Genomic DNA, 20,303 nt, shown 5'->3' on the forward strand with positions numbered 1-20,303 from the left:
AAAAATGTCAGACAATTTATTAAAACCGCATCACCTTTCCCAGGCAACAAACCTGGACTAACAAAAGTGGAGCGGTAATAGGCGCAGTTATTTAGACTAAGGGACTGGGAAACGCGCCTGAGAAATCGTTCTTATGCGACATTCCCACATAACAATGGAGTACATAATGAAAGTACAAACACTGGTTCCATTACTGCTGATCGGGATAGCTTCCAATACGGCCTATGCCGCAGACGCCAACGCCAACGCCAAAACAGGGATAATGCAGACCGATACGCTCAAAAAAATCAAGGATACCGGAACCATCGTCGTCGGACACCGTGAATCCTCCGTTCCCTTCTCCTACTATGATAATAACCAAAAGGTCGTCGGTTACTCCCAGGAATACTCGAATGCGATTGTCGAGGCGGTAAAAAAACAACTGGCTATGCCCAACCTGACGGTAAAAATGGTGCCAATCACCTCCCAGGCGCGGATTCCTCTGCTGCAAAACGGCACGATTGATTTTGAATGCGGCTCCACCACCAACAATGCGGAACGTCAGCAGCAGGTAGCTTTCTCCAACTCCATCTTTATCGTCGGCGGAAAGTTGCTGGTTAAAAAAGGCAGCGGCATCAAAGACTTTCAGGATCTGTCAGGAAAACCCGTCACCACGACTTCCGGCACCACCAACGAAATTCTGCTCAACCAGTTGAATGATAGAAACAACATGAAGATGCGCATCATTTCGTCCAAGGATCACAGCGACGCCTTCCGCACGCTGGAAAGCGGACGGGCGGTAGCCTTTTACATGGATGATCCATTACTGGCTGGTGAACGCGCCAAGGCGAAGAAACCCGATCAATGGGAAATCGTGGGGACGCCGCAATCCAACGAAGCCTATGGCTGTATGTTGCGCAAGAACGATCCTGTCTTTAAGAAGCTGATGGATGAGACTATCGCCGATGCGCAAATGTCTGGCGAAGCGGAAAAATGGTATCAGCGCTGGTTTACTCAGCCGATCCCGCCCAAAAACATTAACATGAATTTTACTATGTCGGATGAGATGAAAGCGCTGTTCAAAGCACCGAACGATCGTATCCTGTAGGCGACGACATGGTTTCAGGCAGGTATCGCGTGACAAGCGCGTGATAAAAGAAAACGCCGCCCTGATAACAATGCTATCTGGGCGGCATAGAGAAAAGCCGTACCGGGTGTTAACTCTGTTGATTCAAAATCAACTGACCGTTTCTATCCACGGGAATCTGTGTTCCAGGATCGCGATCCATGCGGATTTTGCCCTGCTGGTCGCCAATTTTATAAGTCACGTCATAGCCCAGCACTTTCTGCGATTTATCGTATACCGTCTGGCAACGTTGCTGCGTGGTGGTATACGTATCATTGTCCTGCATACTGCCTTGAACACGGTTACCGGCATAACCGCCCGCTAAAGCGCCCGCAACCGTCGCCACATCTTTACCGCGCCCACCGCCGAATTGGTGCCCCAGTACGCCCCCCGCAACCGCCCCCAGAACAGACCCTGCAATCTTATTTTCATCCTGAACAGGACGACGATGCGTTACTGAGACGTTACGACATTCCTGGCGAGGCGTTTTCACCGTTTCTTTAATTGGTGTTGCCGTCAGTACCTGCGCATACTGCGGTTTAGATGAGAAAACATCCATACTCGCCACGGCTGCCACACCCAATGCCGCAGCCACACCGATACCTACACCCGCTAACATTGATTTGTTCACAGGATACCTCCCGAATATATTTCCGCGCATTCCCCATCCACAATCCCGTAATAACGATGCTTTATCTTTATTACGCCTCGCGTGATAAGCGATGGAACCGATGGCGCCTCCCAAATGATGTCATTCAGGATTTGCGGCGTGCGCGCAACGCCGTCTGTAAACAGTGGAGAGTCTGCACAATGTTTATTAACCTCGCAATAAGACTAATTAACCAAAAATGTCACTTTCGTAACATAAAACCATCATTTGAGAATTGTCTTAACGTGAATAGGTAATAAGCGCTATTTTATTCTGAGGAAAAACGAAGGGACAACCGTCTGTCCTGTCTTGAACGACAGGACAGACATTGAAGGACACTCGATAAACGCTGGCCCGGTGCTGCGATATCAGAGAATTAGTGCAGTTTAAGACGCGGCCGGATCACCCGGTTAATGCCGCCAACCAGCATCATCAGGCCGGTCTTCACATAACCATGCAGCGCAATCTGATGCATACGGTATAAGGAAATGTAAACAAAACGCGCTATGCGTCCTTCCACCATCACCGAACCACGCATCAGGTTACCCATCAAGCTCCCTACTGTACTGAACTTGGACAGCGATACCAGCGAGCCGTGGTCTTTATACACATATGGCTTCAGCGCCTGCCCGTTCAACAGCGCCACGATATTGCTATGGCAGCGCGAGGCCATCTGGTGCGCGGCCTGCGCACGCGGCGGTACAAAACCGCCGCCTTCCTGCGGGCAGGAAGCACAGTCGCCAATGGCGAAAATATCAGGATCGCGGGTGGTCTGCAATGTCGGTTCAACCACTAGCTGGTTGATGCGGTTGGTTTCCAGACCGGCAATTTCTTTCATTGCATCCGGTGCTTTAATCCCGGCGGCCCATACCATCAGGTCAGCTTCAATAAACTCGCCGTCTTTGGTATTCAGACCGCCAGCCTCGGCGCTGGTCACCATGGTTTTGGTGAGAACACGAACGCCGATATTCGTCAGTTCCTGATGCGCCGCTGCTGAAATACGTGCTGGCAACGCAGGCAAGATGCGCTCACCGGCTTCAACCAGCGTCACATTCAGCGTTTCCTTACCCAGCCCATCAAAACCGTAGCTGTGTAGCTGCTTCACCGCGTTATGCAATTCAGCGGACAGTTCGACGCCGGTCGCGCCACCACCGACGATGGTGATATTCACCTGCTCTTTTTCATCTGTCCTGGCGGTGAATTTCAGGAACAGATTCAACATTTCGTTGTGGAAACGCCTGGCCTGTTTGGGGTTATCCAGGAAGATACAGTGATCTTTTACCCCCGGCGTACCAAAGTCGTTCGAGGTACTGCCTAACGCGATCACCAGAATGTCGTAAGGAATTTTTCGGGCGGCCACCAGCAATTCACCCTGCTCGTCACAGATTTCCGCCAGTTGAATGTTCTTCTGCTCGCGATCGATATCCGTCAACATGCCAAGTTGGAACTGGAAGAAGTGATGGCGGGCATGTGCCAGATAGCTCAGCGCATCCATATCGTCATCCAGCGATCCGGTTGCCACTTCGTGCAGCAACGGTTTCCACAAATGGCTATGGTTACGATCAACCAGCGTCACTTCCGCTTTTTTCTTGCGGCCTAACTTGTGACCCAGGCTGGTCGCCAGTTCTAGTCCGCCGGCTCCCCCGCCGACAATAACGATTTTTTTGGTTGGTGATGTCAAAATGACCCCCTAAAATGTGAACCGATAGTTAATAAAGGGTAAAGGAATAATATCCTTATATTACATAGGGTTCGCGTAAGTTAAACTTGGTATCTGCGGAAAGAATATCACGGCAGGTCATTTGGTCATACCAAAATTGATATATATCAATTTATTTTCAGGAGCAAGCTGAAACCTATCAGCTTTTCAGTCGATTAGCCGATTATGCACAGCAAAAAAATGGGCTGGCGTCAGGCAAACCACGGTGCGGGAGAGAAAGCCCGGATGATGCTTTCTCCTGTTGCAGCAAAAAGACAGGGTACTGATTCAAGTCATCACCCCAGCGTCTTAAACGCCTTCATGCGTTGCAGGTGTGGTGAAATGCTTTTGAATTTATGTGACTGAACCTCATCCCAGACGATTTCATAGTAGTTACCCAACACCTGCGCGCTACGCTGGCTATCCAGCATTTCATCCTGACGCGACAGCACCACCAGACAACGATCTCGGTTCTTCTCACGGAAATTCGCCACGCACTTGGTGGCGATATCCAGATACTCTTCCGGGCGATCGATTTTGCCGATCATGTTTTCCTGCGGAAACAGGTTGGGATTGAATATCACCTGCCGGATATCACACAGAAACCCCACCCGTTCAGCCCAAAAACCGCCAAGCCCTACCCCGCATATCAGTGGACGTTCATCGTTGGCATGCTGAATCATTTTATCCACCTGTTTCAACAGGTGCTGCATATCATGACGCGGATGCAACGTGCTGTAGCTGAGCAACTGAACATCCTCATCGATAAACTGTAGCTGTAACACTTTTTCGTGGTTACCGGGGCTGTTTGAGTCAAAACCATGTAAATAGATAATCATCGCTATCCTCACCACTGTTTACGCACACGCCGTGGCTAACACCCGCGCATAAAGTGTAGCCTTGTTAACGTAATCAGGCAGATTTATACGCTTGCCAGCGTTCGCTGAGCGCCGTCAGCGTCTGATTCGCCAGCTTCCAGCGTGGCGAATCCAGCAACTGCCTGCGGGAATACTTTCCCTGATGATATAAATTGGATAACCGCTCCGCTTTGACCGGGGACAGATTATCCAGCACGCTGACTGCGCCATTCCGGTTATTGCAAACCAGAATCATGTCGCATCCCGCATCCAGCGAAGCCTGAGCGCGTTCGGGGTAACTCCCCATCACCGCCGCGCCTTCCATTGACAGATCGTCGGAAAAAATAACGCCATTGAAATTGAGCTCCTGACGCAATACCTGTTTTAACCAGAACGCTGAGCCGCTGGCCGGACGCGGATCGGCGGCGGTATAAATCACATGAGCGGGCATGATGGCGTCCAGTTGCTGTTGCTCAATCAACTGGCTGAAAATAAACATATCGTGCGCACGGATCGTCTCCAGCGGGCGAGGATCGTGCGGCGTTTCCTTATGAGAATCCGCGCTCACTGCGCCGTGACCGGGAAAATGCTTGCCCGTCACTTTCATTCCCGCGCTATGCATACCACGAATAAAACGTTGCGCCATCATCAGCGCCGTTTGCGGTTCGGCATGGAAGGAACGCTCGCCAATGGCCGCACTCTGGTGACCAATATCCAGCACCGGAGCGAAACTGATATCGATATCCATCGTAATCATCTCTGCCGCCATCAGCCAACCCGCTTCTTGCGCCAGCCGTTGCGCTTCGGTTTCCGTATTCAACGCGGCAAACGCCTGCGCAGCCGGTAAACGGGTAAACCCGTCGCGAAAACGCTGAACACGTCCGCCCTCCTGATCGACCGACACCACCAGACGCGTACGCGCGGCGGCACGGATCTGCCGCACCAGTTCACGCAATTGTTCCGCATCATGAAAATTGCGGGTAAATAAAATCACGCCGCCGACCAGCGGATGCGCCAATACTTCGCGATCTTCCGCATCCAGCTGATAGCTGGCAACATCTAACATTACCGGACCCACACCAACCTCATTCTTTGCTGTTTAATTACGCCAATCAAAAAACGCCCCTTATCATTGCCCGGCTTGGGATTCAATTTAGCCCCAGTTGCCGGCGCAAGGCTGGGAGCGCCCGCAAAAATCTGTCCTGCCGCGTTTGCCGCCAGCGGACTTCGAACCACATCAAGACCAAATAATCGACCCAGGGCAACCACTGCATAACATGCCGATAAAGCCGTCTGGTAGACAATCCAGGGCGATGCCGCTGATATGCCGCTAAAAAATCAAGTTGCGCGGGGATGTCCATCTGATTCGCACGAAAGATGAACGCCATCTCAAAAGCGATATCTCCGTCCGAAGCATATTCCCAATCGATAAGCATGATACCCGGTTCGGTTACCAACAGATTTTCAGCATGAACATCCAGGTGCAACGGCGCATAAGCCAATGGCGTCGGCCAGGACGAACGTTGGAAATGCTGGTGCAGACGCAGCAACGCTGGCGAGCGGCGCCGCGCATCCATCTGTTGCCAGTGTCGGGCGAACAGCGCTCTGAGATCCAACGGGTAACCGCTGCACGGCTGCTGATGAATTCGGGATAATACGCCCGCCAGCGTGCCATTGACCAGCAAGTCGGCAAATTCGTCCGCCGTGGCGATACGCCCTGGCACCCATTCAATGAGCAACCAGTCGCATCGCCAAAGTAGCGGACGCGGCGCTAATCCAACGGCGCTCATCCGGCGCAACAGATGAAACTCGCGCTGACGATCGGTGCCGGTCTGCCGGCCCCATGCCGATTGCGGACGCGCCAACCATTCGATATCCGGCCCGGAGATACGCCAGCTTTCACTGCTGAGGCCGCTGATAGGTTCGAAATGAAAACCGGCGGTATCAACCGCCGGAAAATAGTGCCGCACAAGTTCAGTAAGCTGCGGTTTACTGTTGAATGCTTTCATTGCCCGACCAGATAATTTCGCCCGTCTGCACCAGCATCAACTGCATATCGATGGTCGGCGACTTCACGTCGCCGCTCACGTCGCTGTACAACACATATTGCGCGCCGACATAACGCGCCAACCCAACGGCCTTGCTACGCGAACCTAAACTGTCATCCACGGATAATCCCAGCGTCTGCTTCGCCACCGCCAACTGTTCACGCGGCACCAGCGTGAAGGTGTTGTCGGACGACAAGGCGTTATACAACGCGCTATTGGCTTTTGCCGTTTGCAGCGATCCATTGGTGTTGTTTTTCACGCTATCCAGCAACAGGATACTGCCTTGCGTCACGCCATCGGCTTTCAACATTTGCGCAACCAGCGGGTCGATGCTGGCTTCCCAGTTTAATGTCTGAATTTTTGGCGGAGACGGAACTTGCTCGCCCGGCGGCGGCGTCGCCGGAGCAGGCGGTTCGACGGGCTCAATGGTCGCGGGCGGTTCAACAGGCTCCGGCGGACGACTCGGACACCCCGTCAATACCAACACGGCCAGCGCTACCCCTAGATACTTTTTCATGTTTCCTCTCTCAACACACCATTATAAAAATAGATGAAGGCGGATCTGACGCACATCAGGATTGCTGCGCGTTGAAGAAATTGTTATTTCCGTCTGAGGCGGGAGCACAAGCGTTTGTACATCGTCATACGGCAAGATATCCAACCCATTGTCATCATACCAATAGAAACGGTAATGCACAGTGACAGGCTGTTGCGCATCGTTGCTGACCACAGATGACGTTCGGCGTTTACCGTTTTCCAGACCAAGAGAAGGCGCATCGGCCGTAACTCCGGCTGATAACAGCGGCGCATCCATTACCAACGTTTGCCGTTCATTGATCGTCAGCACTTTTGGCGTGCTGCACGCCAAAAGTACGCCCGCCATCAACAGCAGCGACAAACACCGCATCATGGTATTACGCATCGCAAACTCCATTAGTCAGCCAGCAAAGGCCCCAATGGATGACCTCCCAGCAGGTGCATATGAATATGATAGACTTCCTGCCCGCCGTGGCGGTTGCAGTTGATAATCAGACGATAGCCTTCATCCGCAATGCCTTCCTGACGGGCAATTTTTCCGGCGACGGTGATCATGCGTCCCAGCGCGGCTTCGTGTTCAGCGCTGGCTTCATTGACGGTCGGAATGAATACATTAGGAACGATCAGAATATGGGTGGGCGTGCGTGGCACAATATCACGAAAGGCGGTTACCAATTCGTCCTGATAAACGATATCGGCAGGAATTTCCCGGCGGATGATTTTACTAAAAATGGTTTCTTCAGCCATGATTGATTTCCTTTTTAAACAAACGCAGATCAAAGTCGTATAGGCAGTATGAGTGACATATTCCATTTCTTTCAACCTTCTTCGTCTATTTCTGACGCGGATGATTAAAATACGACAGGTCTGACGCGCGCTAATTTCGCGTTCCCTCCCGGCGGGATGCTATTCCCTCGTAGATGGTCAATCCACTGGCTGCGAGGGCGTGCTGACGGCAACCATGAAAAAAGGGGCTTGCGCCCCTGATATTTCCCAATAACCGATCAGTGTTGACGAATGTAATCATCCATGTCGGTTTTCAGGTTATCGGATTTCGTACCAAAAATGGCCTGAACCCCGGAACCGGCGATCACCACCCCGGCAGCGCCCAGTTGTTTCAAACCAGCCTGATCGACTTTCGATACATCATCCACGCTAACCCGCAGACGTGTGATGCACGCATCCAGATTGGTGATGTTGTCTTTACCACCGAAAGCGCTGACCAGCGCCGCCGCCATCTCCGAGCTATTCTGAGCGGTCTGCTCCGAAGACGAATCTTCACGACCAGGGGTTTTCAGGTTCAGCTTGACGATCAATACACGGAAAATCGTGTAGTAAATCAACGCATAGCCCAGCCCGACGATAGGGAACAGCCACAACTTGCTGCCGTTGCCGCTCAACACGACGAAGTCGATCAAGCCATGCGAGAAACTTGTGCCGTCGCGCATGCCCAACAGGATACAGATCGGGAAAGCCAGGCCAGCAAGGATCGCGTGGATGACATACAGGATCGGCGCCACGAACAGGAAAGAGAACTCGATAGGCTCGGTAATACCGGTCAGGAACGCGGTCAATGCCGCGGAGATCATGATACCGCCGACTTTAGCGCGGTTTTCCGGTTTGGCGGAGTGCCAGATAGCAATAGCCGCCGCCGGCAGACCGTACATTTTGAACAGAAAGCCGCCTGACAGTTTGCCCGCCGTCGGGTCACCCGCCATGTAACGCGGAATATCACCGTGGAATACCTGACCGGCCGCGTTGGTGAACTCGCCAATCTGCATCTGGAAAGGCACGTTCCAGATATGATGCAGGCCAAAAGGCACCAAAGAACGTTCTACCAGTCCATACAGACCGAATGCCAGCACCGGGTTCTGATACGCGCCCCATTGGGAGAATGTCTGGATAGCGCGACCGACCGGCGGCCAAATAAAGGACAACGCGATACCGAGTACAATGGCGAACAAGCCCGAAATAATCGGCACAAAGCGCTTGCCCGCGAAGAAGCCGAGATATTCCGGCAATTTAATGCGATAAAAGCGGTTAAACATATACGCAGCGATAGAACCGGCGATAATCCCGCCCAGTATGCCGGTATCCGCCAGGCGCTGAGCTTCAATCTCAGCCGCCGGCAAGTGCAGCACCAGAGGCGCAACCACCGCCATAGTCTTCACCATAATGCCGTAGGCAACGACCGCCGCCAGTGCGGAAACACCATCATTATTGGTAAATCCCAGAGCAACGCCGATAGCGAAGATTAACGGCATATTGGCGAAAACGGACCCACCCGCCTCCGCCATAACATGGGATACCACCGCGGGTAACCAGCTAAAATTGGCCGCGCCGACGCCCAGCAGAATACCTGCGATAGGCAATACGGAAACGGGCAGCATTAACGACTTACCTACTTTCTGTAGGTTTGCGAATGCATTCTTAAACATAATTGAGTGTACTCCTGAGTAATAGTGCTTTACTGCTGATACTGCATATCGGCAAAGGGGAGGAAAAAATCCTTTGCATCTTGGGGTGTCTTAGCTCCCTTTAATTTTTACGCAGAGTAAAATAAATAGCATGCACAATGTTTGATTGCTATCACGTTTCCATGAGTAGACCGGTCAAAACAGCGCATAAATTAAGCTTATTTGTGATATTTAGCTAAAAAATAGTCAATTCTGACGAGAAAACACCAGAACATGATCGCTATGAATCATGATTAATTACACAGATAAAAAAAGTTTGTTATTTTCGACCACTATCGCGTGATGGTCAACCGTGCGGGATCGATGTGGAACAGCCGGTAAAAGTTATCTGTCGTGACAGCCGCCAGCGTTTCCAGCGTCGTCCCTTTCAGCACGGCTAAATATTCCGCTACATCACGAACATAGGCAGGCTGATTTTCCTGTCCGCGGTAAGGAACCGGCGCCAACCAGGGGGAATCGGTTTCAATCAGCATGCGCTCCAACGGCACGTAGCGCGCAACTTCACGCAGTGCTTCCGCAGTGCGGAACGTGATAATACCGGAAAAGGAAATATAGAACCCCATATCCAGCAGCGTTCTGGCCGTAGCCAGATCTTCGGTAAAGCAATGCAACACGCCGCCGCACTTCTCTGCCTGTTCTTCCTTCAGAATGGCGAGAGTATCTTCCCGCGCCGCACGGGTATGGACGATAACAGGCTTATGCAAATCATTGCCTATACGAATGTGCTCGCGAAAAGACGCCTGCTGCTGCGCTTTGGTTTCCTGCTGATAATAGTAATCCAGCCCCGTTTCTCCCATCGCCACCACCAGGCTGGAAGCAGCCAACTGACGCAGTTCGGCATAGTCATAGGGTTCATCCTGATTCAAAGGATGGACACCGCAGGAAAACGCCACGTTATCCCGCATGCCGATCTGTTCCGTCATGGCGCGGAAACCCGGCAACGTCGTCGCTACCGCCAGAATGAAACCGACCTCGCGGCTTTTCGCCTTCTCAAGCACGTCAGACACGTCTTTATGTAACGACTGATAATCCAGTCCGTCAAGGTGGCAGTGGGAATCAACTAACAACATGGTATTTACTCAAAATTGATTAAGCAGAGAATGGATGAAAATGTCGCTGAACCGTGGCGGACAGGCTTTGTTCAGCATCAAGCAGCCGTTCCGTCAACAGCAGTTCACGGTTAACACCGGTCACCGTCAATAACTTTTGTCGGCAAACCAACCATTGGCGCAGTTCATACTGTAATTGGGCGTTGGCGGATTCATGCGCTAAACGTTCAACCAGTATTGCCTGATCCTGATTAACCCGATGTTCACCCGCGCCTTGCTGCCATTTTATCGCATCCAGCAGCAATGAACTCAACCAATGAATACGTTCATCGACATCATCATGATTTAGCAGGGAAATTAGTGAGAGCATATCGTGTGAAACAAGCGAGCCAAGCAGCCCCTGACACAACGCGCCACGTTGTTTCCAGCGCTCCGGTCGCAACAGCGACTCGGCGGCCAGCGGCGCGCCCGCCTGCAACCTTAACGCGGTGCGTATCGCTTGCGTGTCGTTGCTATGACGCGAGTTCAACCATAGCACGCTCTGGGTTTCGTCTGGCACCGCCAGATACTGATACAGACAACGGCTGCGCATCGTCGCCAATAGACGCGATGGTTCGCGGCAGCCAAACAGAAAATAGGTGCTTTGCGGCGGTTCTTCCAATGTCTTCAGCAACGCATTGGCCGCAGCTTCGGTCAAAAGTTCGGCAGAAGGCAGCCAAATCACTTTAGCGCCGCCTTGTCGTGAATGCTGATAAAGTTTATCCAACACGTCACGCACGGCATCAACGCCCAGACTCTGCTTCCCTTTTTCCGGGCTGAGCGTATACCAGTCAGGGTGTGTCCCCGCGATCATCAAATCACAGGCGTGACACTTGCCGCAGCTTTTCACGCCGGCGGGATGTTGACACATCAGCCAGCGACTCAACGCATAGACCAACGAGTCACCGCCCATGCCGGTCAGCCCATGCAGCAAAATGGCGTGATGTCCTCTTCCCGCCTGATATTGCGCGATCAACTGACGGTAAGGCGCGTTAAGCCACGGATACCAATCCATTAGTCACAATCCTGAGAAAGCGCGACGGGCTGTTGAGGTAACCCCTGCTGTTGCAGCCATTCCCGCAAGGTTGCCTGAATAGCCGCACTGACGTTTTCCAGCGGTTGAGAAGCATCGATGGTGACGATATCAGGCTCTTGCGTGGCCAACGCCTGATAGCGGGCGCGTGTACGTTCAAAGAACGCCAACGACTCCTGTTCGATGCGATCCAGTTCCCCACGCGCCCGCGCCCGTTGCAGCCCGATGGCGGGCGGCAAATCAAGATAAAGCGTCAGATCTGGCCGAAAGTCGCCCAGCACGGTATCGCGCAATGACAGCAACAACTGCGGATCAATGCCGCGTCCTCCGCCCTGATAAGCCTGCGAAGAGAGATCGTGTCGATCGCCAATCACCCACTGACCGTTGGCTAACGCAGGCTTGATGACGTTATCGACCAATTGCACTCTGGCGGCGTACAACATCAGCACTTCTGCTTTGTCCGTCACCTTTTCATCCGCCATGCCTTGCTTGATCAATTCCCGCAACTTCTCGGCCAGCGGCGTACCGCCAGGCTCACGCGTGAAAATAACGTCCTGTATACCGTATGTCCGCAACGTTTCGACAACAATCTCGCGGGCGGTGGTTTTCCCTGCGCCTTCCAAACCTTCAATAACAATAAATTTACTGTTCATCCCGTTCCTTTAGCGCTGAGCGATATACCCTCACAGCACGGTTATGATCGGCAAGGTTAGTGGTGAAACGATGCCCGCCTTTGCCATCGGCCACAAAATAGAGATATGACGTTTTAGCCGGATGCGCGGCGGCTTCCAGCGACGCTCTGCCTGGCATGGCAATCGGCGTTGGCGGTAGACCGGAGATGATATACGTATTGTAAGGCGTTGGCGTATCCAGCGCCTTACGGGTAATCGTTCCTGTGTACGCCTCTCCCATGCCATAAATAACCGTTGGATCGGTTTGTAAACGCATGCCGATGCGCAGACGGTTAACAAAAACCGAGGCCACCTGAGGGCGCTCTTCGCTGACCGCCGTTTCTTTCTCAATGATCGAGGCCATAGTAAGTAACTCATCCGGCGTTTTGTAAGGCAAGCCGTCTTCTTTACCCTGCCATACTTCATCGATAGTGTTCTTCATCCGCTGGTGAGCACGTTGCAACAGTGCCCGATCGGTAGTGTTCGCCGTATACAGATACGTATCCGGGTAAAACCATCCTTCCGGGTTGGGTGTATCTTTTATACCAAGATCAATCGCCACTTCCTGCATGCTTTTATCATGCAGTTCATGTTTAATATAGGGCGATTGACGCAAGGTTTCGAGCCAATCTCTCAGTCGTGACCCTTCAGCAAACCGAATAGAAAACTGAGCTTCTTTACCGCTGGCTAACAACGCCAGCATCTCACGGACGGTCATACCGATGGTAAAGCGGTATGTTCCGGCCTTAAACTTTGCCAGTTCTGGCTCGGTACGCAGCAACCAGGGAAAGAAGGTTCCTTCGGTTATGATTTTCTGATCCAGCAATAACGTTTCCAACCCTTCACGCCCCGTCCCCGCTGGCAGCGTAAAAATCGTTTCTTGTTCAATCGCGAGTGGCGAACCGGCAAACCGCTGAAGTTTCTGCCACAGAAGCAGACTCGCCAACAGCAGCAAAGCGACTATCAGTACACCAATCTTCTTTCTCTTCATAAATCAACCATCGTCTAACAGTTAGGGCTCAGAAACCGGTAGAGATCTCTGGAGCGATAACACCAGACGTGCGCCTGGTTTACGGGGATAACGGGCATTAATGCGTTACAGACTAAAACCTCATCAGCCTCTTCGAGTGCGCTCAACGGTTCAGTGACAATGTGTACCTCAAAATCAGCGACGGCCAGCAGCGAAAGAATATGCTGTCGGGCTACGCCATCGACTCCGGCATAGGATAAATCCGGCGTATAAACCTGATTTCCCTTACGCCAGAATAAATTGGCCGCACAGCACTCCACCAGAGCGCCGGAAGTGTCAAGCACCAGCGTCTCATCGGCGGATGTCCCCTCAAGATGCAGTCGAATTAAAACCTGTTCCAGCCGATTAAGATGCTTGATGCCGGCCAGCAGTGGATTTTTTGCCAACGCGACAGGACTCAGGTTCAAACGAATGCCCTGCTCACGCCAGCGGACATAATGCGCGGGATAGTCAGCCTGCATAACAATACGCGTCGGCTGCGTACAACCCTGAGCACCGTATCCTCTGCCCCCCTGACCTCGCGTCAGCATGACTTTTACCACGCCTTGCCGACATCCCTGCGCGGCCTGTATCATTTCCGCGCTCAGCAGCGTCCGGTCAACAGGCGGCAACATCAGACGTTCAGCCGCGTGTTGCAGGCGCACGATATGACGTTCAAGCCAGATAATCCGCCCCTCGTCAACTCTGGCCGTGGTAAAGCAGCCATCGCCGTACTGAGTAGCACGGTCTGAAACCGGCAACATTTCCTGCCGCTGACCATTTATCCAACGCATGCCTTACTCCCTTTCAGCCAAAAGCCATTAGATTGCCAGTAAACCAAAGCACCCGACAAGCAGCCATATCCGATTTTAGACGGACCAACAAACGCGCAGCGTTGACCCGCAGAGGGGTTGCCAGGCGACAAAAAAACCCGGAAACCGGGTTTTTTTAACGGGATAACGATGCTCAAACCTTACGGAATACCAGAGAACCGTTTGTTCCACCGAAACCAAAGGAGTTACACAGCGTATATTCCATATTGCTGACCTGACGTGCTTCATGAGGCACAAAATCAAGATCGCAACCTTCATCTGGATTATCCAGATTGATCGTAGGCGGTACCGCCTGATCCCGCAGCGCAAGAATACTGAAGATCGACTCAATTGCGCCTGCCGCTCCCAGCAGGTGACCGGTCATCGATTTCGTCGAACTGACCAATACACGCCTGGCATCCGCACCAAACACCGACTTGACGGCTTGCGTTTCAGCTTTATCACCCGCAGGCGTAGAGGTGCCATGCGCGTTGATATAACCAATCTGAGAGGTTGCGATCCCCGCGTCAAGCAACGCATTTTCCATCGCCAGCGCTGCGCCTGCGCCATTTTCCGGCGGAGACGTCATATGGTAGGCATCGCTGCTCATACCAAAACCGACCAGTTCCGCATAGATTTTAGCGCCGCGTCTTTTGGCGTGCTCATACTCTTCCAGCACCAGCATACCGGCGCCATCACCCAGCACGAAACCATCACGGTCTTTATCCCACGGTCGGCTTGCCGCCTGCGGGTTATCGTTGCGGGTTGACAACGCGCGCGCGGCGCCAAAGCCACCCACGCCCAATGGCGTACTGGCTTTTTCCGCGCCCCCCGCCACCATGATATCCGCATCGTTATAAGCGATGATACGGGCGGCATGACCGATGTTATGCACACCAGACGTGCAAGCCGTGGCGATAGAGATACTGGGTCCACGCAAACCGTACATAATGGTGAGATGCCCGGCCACCATATTGACGATGGTGGAAGGCACGAAGAATGGACTGATTTTACGTGGCCCGCCGTTCACCAGCGAGCTATGGTTCTCTTCAATCAAACCCAGGCCACCGATGCCTGAGCCAATCGCGGCACCGATACGCGATGCGTTCTCTTGCGTTACTTCAATACCGGAATCTTTCATGGCCTGAATACCCGCCACGATCCCGTATTGTATAAAGGCATCCATCTTGCGTGCTTCTTTACGCGAAATGAATTCCTCATAGTTAAAACCTTTTACTAAGCCGGCAAAACGCGTTGCGTAGGCACTAGTATCGAAATGGTCCATCAGGCTGATACCACTCTGACCGGCAAGAAGAGCACTCCAGGTAGACTCAACTGTATTGCCGACAGGAGATAACATGCCCAGTCCGGTCACAACAACTCGACGCTTAGACACGCTTGTCCTCCAGGGAGGGAAAAAATTACACTGCGGGACAAAAAACTTAGGCGGTCGAATGACCGCCTAGAGATGTTCGCTTACTGCTGGTTAGCCTGAATGAAATCGATGGCTGCCTGAACAGTCGTGATTTTTTCGGCTTCTTCGTCTGGAATTTCAGTATCAAATTCTTCTTCCAGGGCCATTACAAGCTCAACAGTGTCAAGAGAATCAGCGCCGAGGTCGTCAACGAAAGAAGCATTGTTTACGACTTCTTCCTGCTTAACACCAAGCTGTTCAACGATGATTTTCTTAACGCGTTCTTCGATAGTGCTCATACTCTTAAATTTCCTATCAAAACTCGCTTTCGCGAAGGTTTTCGTAGTGTATAAAATGTTGAAAAAGATGCAACAAAATCCCGGCTGGTCGAACCACGATTTTGTGCTATTTTGCGGTCATCACCGCAAATAACGCAAATAGTTTCGTACTTTTTAGATCATATACAGGCCGCCATTGACATGCAATGTCTCGCCGGTAATGTAACCCGCCTCGTCAGAGGCTAAAAATACCACAGCACTGGCTATTTCTTTAGCATCGCCAAGCCGGTTGGCTGGAACCTGGCTCAAAATGCCTGCACGCTGTTCTTCTGTCAACGTCTGAGTCATATCAGTTTCAATAAAACCCGGCGCGACAACGTTTACTGTAATGCCACGCGAGGCCACTTCACGAGAGAGAGATTTGCTGAAACCAATCAGCCCAGCCTTCGCCGCCGCGTAGTTTGCCTGTCCCGCATTCCCCATCGAGCCAACAACGGAACCGATAGTAATAATGCGGCCAAAACGTTTTTTCATCATAGCGCGCATGACAGCTTTGGACAGTCGGAACACGGATGTCAGATTCGTATCCAGAATATCCTGCCATTCGTCATCTTTCATGCGCATCAACAGGTTATCGCGTGTAATTCCGGCGTTATTGATCAAAATGTCGATTTCACCGAATTCAGCGCGAATATCCGCTAATACATTCTCGACTGACGTCGCATCCGCGACATTCAGCACAAAACCTTTACCCTTCTCACCCAGCCAGGCGCTGATGGCTTCAGCCCCTTTTTCGCTGGTTGCGGTCCCAATGACTTTTGCGCCCCTGGCAACCAATGTTTCAGCAATCGCACGGCCTATGCCTCGGCTTGCTCCAGTAACCAGCGCAACTTTTCCCTCAAAACTCATTGCTTTCTCCGTCCTTATTTTTCAAGTGCCGCTGACAACGAGGCAGGATCATTCACCGCAGCGGCTGTCAGGGTATCGATGATTCGTTTCGTCAACCCGGTAAGAACTTTGCCAGGCCCCACTTCCAGCAATGACTCGACGCCTTCTGACGCCATTAACTCGACACACTCGGTCCAGCGGACCGGGCTGTAGAGTTGGCGCACCAGTGCGCTGCGGATCGCTTCCGGCGTCGTTTCAATACGCGCGTCAACATTATTGACCACAGGAATCGAAGGAGGCTGGAATTCGATGGACTCAAGCGCCGCAGCCAATCTTTGCGCCGCGGACTCCATCAAAGCACAGTGAGACGGTACGCTGACGGGCAACGGCAAGGCGCGTTTGGCCCCCGCCGCTTTACAAGCAGCGCCGGCACGCTCTACCGCTTCTTTGTCGCCGGCGATAACAACCTGTCCCGGCGAGTTGAAGTTTACGGGTGACACTACCTGTCCCTGCGCGGACGCTTCGCACGCTTTGACGATCGCCTCATTATCCAGACCGATGATCGCATACATGGCGCCCGTGCCTTCCGGCACCGCTTCCTGCATAAATTTGCCACGCAATTCAACCAGGCGGACAGCCTGTTGGAAATCCAGCACGCCCGCGCAAACCAGTGCTGAATACTCGCCCAGACTGTGACCTGACATCAGCGCAGGCAGTTTACCGCCCTGCTGCCGCCAGACACGCCAGATCGCCACTGAGGAAGCCAATAACGCAGGCTGGGTCTGCCAGGTTTTATTTAATTCCTCAGCAGGCCCTTGTTGGGTAAGCTGCCACAGGTCATAACCCAACGCGTCGGAAGCCTGAGCAAAAGTTTCGGCAACCACCGGATAGTCCGCGGCCAATTCAGCCAGCATACCGACAGTTTGAGATCCCTGCCCCGGAAAAACCATTGCAAATTGCGTCATATAAAAATCCTGTTTAATCAAAAACGAATCAGTGCGGAACCCCAGGTAAAGCCGCCGCCAAAGGCTTCGAGCAATACCAGTTGTCCAGGCTTGATACGCCCGTCGCGCACCGCTTCATCCAATGCGGAGGGTACAGAGGCCGCGGACGTGTTGCCGTGACGATCCAGCGTCACCACCACTTTATCCATCCCCATTCCTAATTTTTTCGCCGTCGCGTTGATAATACGCAAATTTGCCTGATGCGGAACCAACCAATCTAATTCGCTTTTCTCCAACTGAGCAGCCTGTAACGTTTCCTCAACGATGTGCGCCAGTTCCGTCACTGCAACTTTAAAGACTTCATTGCCCGCCATGGTCAGATAGGCTGGCGTCTCGCGATGGTGACGATCCTGATGCGGCAATGTCAGCAATTCGCCGTAGCGACCATCCGCGTGCAGATGAGTCGACAGAATGCCCGGTTGCTCCGATGCTGCCAACACGACGGCGCCGGCGCCATCGCCAAACAGAATGAGCGTACCGCGATCTTCAGGATCCAGCGTGCGGGATAAGGTATCGGAACCGATAACCAAAGCATAATCCACCGCGCCGTTTTTGATATATTGATCGGCAACGCTTAAGGCATAGGTAAAACCGGCGCAGGCCGCGGCCAGATCAAAGGCGATCGTATCTTTTATATCGAGCAATTGCTGGATCTGACAGGCTGAGCTTGGGAATGCATGGTTTGACGACGTCGTCGCAACGATCAGTAAACCGACTTTCGACTTATCAATGCCCGCCATGTCCAGCGCGTTTTTCGCAGCATGGCATCCCATGGTCGCGACATTTTCATCTGGCGCGGCAATGCGTCGTTCACGAATGCCGGTACGCGTCACGATCCATTCGTCAGACGTCTCCACCATCTTTTCTAAATCAGCGTTCGTCCTGATTTGCTCAGGCAAATAACTTCCCGTTCCGATTATTTTTGTATACATGTACGCTCAGTCACTCTTGGGTAATACAGCTTCTAGACGGGCGGCAATTCGCTCTGGCAGTTGCCGCCGTACCGTCTGCATTGCCTGTTCAATGGCAACGGCAAACGCTCTCTGATTCGCTGCGCCATGGCTTTTGATTACAGTTCCCCGCAATCCTAACAGACATGCGCCATTATATTGGTCAGGATTCAAATGACCGAAACGCTTTGACAATCGTTTTTGTAACAAACGGCCCAACCACTTCAACCACCAGGACTGTTTTGACTTATGCTCAGTACCGGAAGAAGAGGATTTCAGCAGCGATAGAAACATCCTTACCACGCCTTCCATGGTCTTCAAGGTAACATTACCGACAAAACCGTCACAAACCATGACATCCGTCTTTCCTGTCAACAATTCATTGCCTTCAAGATAACCTATGTAGTTAATCGACGGCGTATTTCTCAATTGGCTTGCCGCATCGCGGATGTTACTGAGACCTTTACTCTCTTCTTCACCAATATTCAGCAAAGCAACCCGCGGATTGTCCAGATCCAGCACGACTTCCGCCATCACTGAGCCCATCACGGCAAACTGAACCAACATCGTGCTGTCGCAGTCCACATTGGCGCCCAGATCCAGCACCACTGTTTTGCCATGCCGCTGATGAGGCAAAATGGAAACCAACGCCGGGCGCTCAATTCCCTCAATAGGCTTAATCAAAAGCTTCGCCAGCCCCATCAGCGCGCCGGTATTGCCCGCACTGACGCAAGCTTGCGCTCTTCCGTCTTTAATCAGTTCAAGTGCGATACGCATCGAGGTTCCGCGACTGGCACGGATAGCCTGCGACGGTCTTGCATCACTGGCAATAACCGATTCGGCCGGAATAATCTCTAACCGGGATAATCGTTCAGAATCGACTTTGGCAAGTAATGGCGTAATCGCAGCGGGATCGCCAACTAATAACAGACTGAGAGCAGGATTAGAAGCCAGCGCCTGCAATGCAGCAGGCACTGTTACGCGGGGACCGAAGTCCCCGCCCATCGCATCTAACGCCAGAGTTAGGCGTGTCAAGGTATTGCCTTGCTAATAATTCGCAAGAATTACTTGGCAATAACCTTGCGACCGCGGTAGTAACCGTCCGCCGTGATGTGGTGACGCAGGTGAGTTTCGCCGGAAACTTTATCTACGGATGCAGAAGAAGTGGTCAGCGCATCGTGAGCACGACGCATACCACGTTTGGAACGGCTAGGTTTGTTTTGTTGTACGGCCATGGACCTTACTCCTTAATTACTTACGCTTTAAACTGGCTAATACGGCAAACGGATTCGGCTTCTCCGCCTCTTCAGGCAGCTTGCCGAACACCATGTCCGCTTCGGACACTTCACAGTGTTCAGAATCATGTACCGGGGCGATAGGCAATGTCAGGATGATTTCATCTTCAATCATTGCCAGCAGATCGACTTCGCCAAACTCATCAACGTCGATCGGTTCATACACTTCCGATAAAGCTTCGGCCTGTTCATCATTGATGACCGGGCTAAAACAAAATGTCGCATGAACCTGATGCTCAAATGGCTTTCCGCAGCGTTGGCACATTAATGTCACCGTCACATCCGCACTACCGTCAATCACCGCCAGGCGCTGATTATCAATATGGAAAGACAAAGAAGCCTGAACATCACTGTCCACACTCACCACTGACGCAGCCACGCGCATTACTTGTTCAGACGTATAGATACCAACATAATCCAAACGCTTTTGAGCAGTGCGAACCGCATCAACGGTTAAGGGTAATTTTACCTTTTGCATAGGGCGCGCAT

General features: G+C 52.3%; 23 protein-coding genes. 1 reads left to right on the forward strand and 22 read right to left on the reverse strand.

Going from position 1 to position 20,303, the window contains the following annotated elements; all coding sequences use genetic code 11:
* Positions 1-166: 166 nt before the first annotated feature.
* Positions 167-1,087, forward strand: coding sequence for a glutamate/aspartate ABC transporter substrate-binding protein (locus tag DES54_RS12855; RefSeq protein WP_113867989.1), 921 nt, complete (start codon positions 167-169; stop codon positions 1,085-1,087).
* 109 nt (positions 1,088-1,196) lie between these two features.
* Here the strand turns inward: DES54_RS12855 and DES54_RS12860 are convergent, their stop codons facing one another.
* From DES54_RS12860 to yceD, 22 genes are all read right to left on the reverse strand, one after another.
* Positions 1,197-1,736, reverse strand: coding sequence for a glycine zipper 2TM domain-containing protein (locus tag DES54_RS12860; protein ID WP_113867991.1), 540 nt, complete (start codon positions 1,734-1,736; stop codon positions 1,197-1,199).
* Between the two features lie 394 nt (positions 1,737-2,130).
* Positions 2,131-3,435, reverse strand: a complete 1,305-nt coding sequence (locus DES54_RS12865) for an NAD(P)/FAD-dependent oxidoreductase (RefSeq protein ID WP_113867993.1) — start codon at positions 3,433-3,435, stop codon at positions 2,131-2,133.
* Positions 3,436-3,749: 314 nt separating this feature from the next.
* Positions 3,750-4,292, reverse strand: coding sequence for an alpha/beta hydrolase YcfP (ycfP, locus tag DES54_RS12870; protein WP_113867995.1), 543 nt, complete (start codon positions 4,290-4,292; stop codon positions 3,750-3,752).
* A 73-nt stretch (positions 4,293-4,365) separates the two neighbouring features.
* The gene (gene nagZ / locus DES54_RS12875; protein WP_113867998.1) at positions 4,366-5,388 is read right to left on the reverse strand and encodes a beta-N-acetylhexosaminidase; all 1,023 of its coding nucleotides are present in this window, start codon (positions 5,386-5,388) and stop codon (positions 4,366-4,368) included.
* Positions 5,389-5,458: 70 nt separating this feature from the next.
* Positions 5,459-6,319, reverse strand: coding sequence for a thiamine kinase (gene thiK, locus DES54_RS12880; RefSeq protein WP_113868000.1), 861 nt, complete (start codon positions 6,317-6,319; stop codon positions 5,459-5,461).
* Positions 6,300-6,875 (reverse strand): penicillin-binding protein activator LpoB, encoded by a 576-nt coding sequence (gene lpoB / locus DES54_RS12885; protein WP_113868002.1) that lies wholly within the window; start codon positions 6,873-6,875, stop codon positions 6,300-6,302. Before lpoB ends, thiK begins: the two co-directional genes overlap by 20 nt.
* Before the next feature lie 21 nt (positions 6,876-6,896).
* The gene (locus DES54_RS12890) at positions 6,897-7,280 is read right to left on the reverse strand and encodes a YcfL family putative periplasmic lipoprotein (RefSeq protein WP_113868083.1); all 384 of its coding nucleotides are present in this window, start codon (positions 7,278-7,280) and stop codon (positions 6,897-6,899) included.
* A gap of 11 nt (positions 7,281-7,291) precedes the next feature.
* Entirely contained in the window at positions 7,292-7,642 is a 351-nt protein-coding gene (gene hinT / locus DES54_RS12895) for a purine nucleoside phosphoramidase (protein ID WP_113868004.1), read from the reverse strand.
* 257 nt (positions 7,643-7,899) lie between these two features.
* Positions 7,900-9,333, reverse strand: a complete 1,434-nt coding sequence (ptsG, locus tag DES54_RS12900; protein ID WP_113868007.1) for a PTS glucose transporter subunit IIBC — start codon at positions 9,331-9,333, stop codon at positions 7,900-7,902.
* Positions 9,334-9,644: 311 nt separating this feature from the next.
* Positions 9,645-10,442 (reverse strand): metal-dependent hydrolase, encoded by a 798-nt coding sequence (locus DES54_RS12905; RefSeq protein ID WP_113868009.1) that lies wholly within the window; start codon positions 10,440-10,442, stop codon positions 9,645-9,647.
* 19 nt (positions 10,443-10,461) lie between these two features.
* The gene (holB, locus tag DES54_RS12910; RefSeq protein ID WP_113868011.1) at positions 10,462-11,475 is read right to left on the reverse strand and encodes a DNA polymerase III subunit delta'; all 1,014 of its coding nucleotides are present in this window, start codon (positions 11,473-11,475) and stop codon (positions 10,462-10,464) included.
* Positions 11,475-12,146 carry a dTMP kinase gene (tmk, locus tag DES54_RS12915; RefSeq protein WP_113868013.1) on the reverse strand — a complete coding sequence of 224 codons (672 nt, stop codon included), beginning with the start codon at positions 12,144-12,146 and terminating at the stop codon, positions 11,475-11,477. Before tmk ends, holB begins: the two co-directional genes overlap by 1 nt.
* A complete protein-coding gene (mltG, locus tag DES54_RS12920) occupies positions 12,136-13,155 on the reverse strand; it encodes an endolytic transglycosylase MltG (RefSeq protein WP_113868015.1) in 1,020 nt (339 codons plus the stop codon). Before mltG ends, tmk begins: the two co-directional genes overlap by 11 nt.
* Before the next feature lie 14 nt (positions 13,156-13,169).
* Positions 13,170-13,967 (reverse strand): aminodeoxychorismate lyase, encoded by a 798-nt coding sequence (gene pabC / locus DES54_RS12925; RefSeq protein ID WP_113868017.1) that lies wholly within the window; start codon positions 13,965-13,967, stop codon positions 13,170-13,172.
* Between the two features lie 172 nt (positions 13,968-14,139).
* The gene (gene fabF, locus DES54_RS12930; protein WP_113868019.1) at positions 14,140-15,381 is read right to left on the reverse strand and encodes a beta-ketoacyl-ACP synthase II; all 1,242 of its coding nucleotides are present in this window, start codon (positions 15,379-15,381) and stop codon (positions 14,140-14,142) included.
* Between the two features lie 80 nt (positions 15,382-15,461).
* Positions 15,462-15,698: an acyl carrier protein gene (gene acpP / locus DES54_RS12935; protein WP_005970506.1), complete on the reverse strand. Its 237-nt coding sequence runs from the start codon at positions 15,696-15,698 to the stop codon at positions 15,462-15,464.
* Positions 15,699-15,851: 153 nt separating this feature from the next.
* Positions 15,852-16,586, reverse strand: a complete 735-nt coding sequence (fabG, locus tag DES54_RS12940; protein WP_113868021.1) for a 3-oxoacyl-ACP reductase FabG — start codon at positions 16,584-16,586, stop codon at positions 15,852-15,854.
* Between the two features lie 14 nt (positions 16,587-16,600).
* Entirely contained in the window at positions 16,601-17,530 is a 930-nt protein-coding gene (fabD, locus tag DES54_RS12945; protein WP_113868023.1) for an ACP S-malonyltransferase, read from the reverse strand.
* Between the two features lie 17 nt (positions 17,531-17,547).
* The gene (locus DES54_RS12950; RefSeq protein ID WP_113868025.1) at positions 17,548-18,501 is read right to left on the reverse strand and encodes a beta-ketoacyl-ACP synthase III; all 954 of its coding nucleotides are present in this window, start codon (positions 18,499-18,501) and stop codon (positions 17,548-17,550) included.
* Positions 18,502-18,507: 6 nt separating this feature from the next.
* Positions 18,508-19,554: a phosphate acyltransferase PlsX gene (gene plsX / locus DES54_RS12955; protein ID WP_113868027.1), complete on the reverse strand. Its 1,047-nt coding sequence runs from the start codon at positions 19,552-19,554 to the stop codon at positions 18,508-18,510.
* Positions 19,555-19,583: 29 nt separating this feature from the next.
* Entirely contained in the window at positions 19,584-19,754 is a 171-nt protein-coding gene (gene rpmF, locus DES54_RS12960; protein ID WP_113868029.1) for a 50S ribosomal protein L32, read from the reverse strand.
* A gap of 16 nt (positions 19,755-19,770) precedes the next feature.
* On the reverse strand, positions 19,771-20,292 hold the full coding sequence (yceD, locus tag DES54_RS12965) for a 23S rRNA accumulation protein YceD (RefSeq protein WP_113868031.1): 522 nt from the start codon (positions 20,290-20,292) through the stop codon (positions 19,771-19,773).
* Positions 20,293-20,303 lie beyond the last annotated feature (11 nt).

Source organism: Brenneria salicis ATCC 15712 = DSM 30166 (assembly GCF_003315515.1).
In the GTDB taxonomy this organism is placed as follows: domain Bacteria; phylum Pseudomonadota; class Gammaproteobacteria; order Enterobacterales; family Enterobacteriaceae; genus Brenneria; species Brenneria salicis.

Bases quoted from the DNA above. Each gene is read 5' to 3' on its own strand.
- DES54_RS12855 (WP_113867989.1), top strand. From the start codon at position 167: ATGAAAGTACAAACACTGGTTCCATTACTGCTGATCGGGATAGCTTCC.
- ycfP (WP_113867995.1), bottom strand. From the start codon at position 4,292: ATGATTATCTATTTACATGGTTTTGACTCAAACAGCCCCGGTAACCAC.
- thiK (WP_113868000.1), bottom strand. From the start codon at position 6,319: ATGAAAGCATTCAACAGTAAACCGCAGCTTACTGAACTTGTGCGGCAC.
- lpoB (WP_113868002.1), bottom strand. From the start codon at position 6,875: ATGAAAAAGTATCTAGGGGTAGCGCTGGCCGTGTTGGTATTGACGGGG.
- DES54_RS12890 (WP_113868083.1), bottom strand. From the start codon at position 7,280: ATGCGTAATACCATGATGCGGTGTTTGTCGCTGCTGTTGATGGCGGGC.
- hinT (WP_113868004.1), bottom strand. From the start codon at position 7,642: ATGGCTGAAGAAACCATTTTTAGTAAAATCATCCGCCGGGAAATTCCT.
- ptsG (WP_113868007.1), bottom strand. From the start codon at position 9,333: ATGTTTAAGAATGCATTCGCAAACCTACAGAAAGTAGGTAAGTCGTTA.
- DES54_RS12905 (WP_113868009.1), bottom strand. From the start codon at position 10,442: ATGTTGTTAGTTGATTCCCACTGCCACCTTGACGGACTGGATTATCAG.
- holB (WP_113868011.1), bottom strand. From the start codon at position 11,475: ATGGATTGGTATCCGTGGCTTAACGCGCCTTACCGTCAGTTGATCGCG.
- tmk (WP_113868013.1), bottom strand. From the start codon at position 12,146: ATGAACAGTAAATTTATTGTTATTGAAGGTTTGGAAGGCGCAGGGAAA.
- mltG (WP_113868015.1), bottom strand. From the start codon at position 13,155: ATGAAGAGAAAGAAGATTGGTGTACTGATAGTCGCTTTGCTGCTGTTG.
- pabC (WP_113868017.1), bottom strand. From the start codon at position 13,967: ATGCGTTGGATAAATGGTCAGCGGCAGGAAATGTTGCCGGTTTCAGAC.
- acpP (WP_005970506.1), bottom strand. From the start codon at position 15,698: ATGAGCACTATCGAAGAACGCGTTAAGAAAATCATCGTTGAACAGCTT.
- fabG (WP_113868021.1), bottom strand. From the start codon at position 16,586: ATGAGTTTTGAGGGAAAAGTTGCGCTGGTTACTGGAGCAAGCCGAGGC.
- fabD (WP_113868023.1), bottom strand. From the start codon at position 17,530: ATGACGCAATTTGCAATGGTTTTTCCGGGGCAGGGATCTCAAACTGTC.
- DES54_RS12950 (WP_113868025.1), bottom strand. From the start codon at position 18,501: ATGTATACAAAAATAATCGGAACGGGAAGTTATTTGCCTGAGCAAATC.
- rpmF (WP_113868029.1), bottom strand. From the start codon at position 19,754: ATGGCCGTACAACAAAACAAACCTAGCCGTTCCAAACGTGGTATGCGT.
- yceD (WP_113868031.1), bottom strand. From the start codon at position 20,292: ATGCAAAAGGTAAAATTACCCTTAACCGTTGATGCGGTTCGCACTGCT.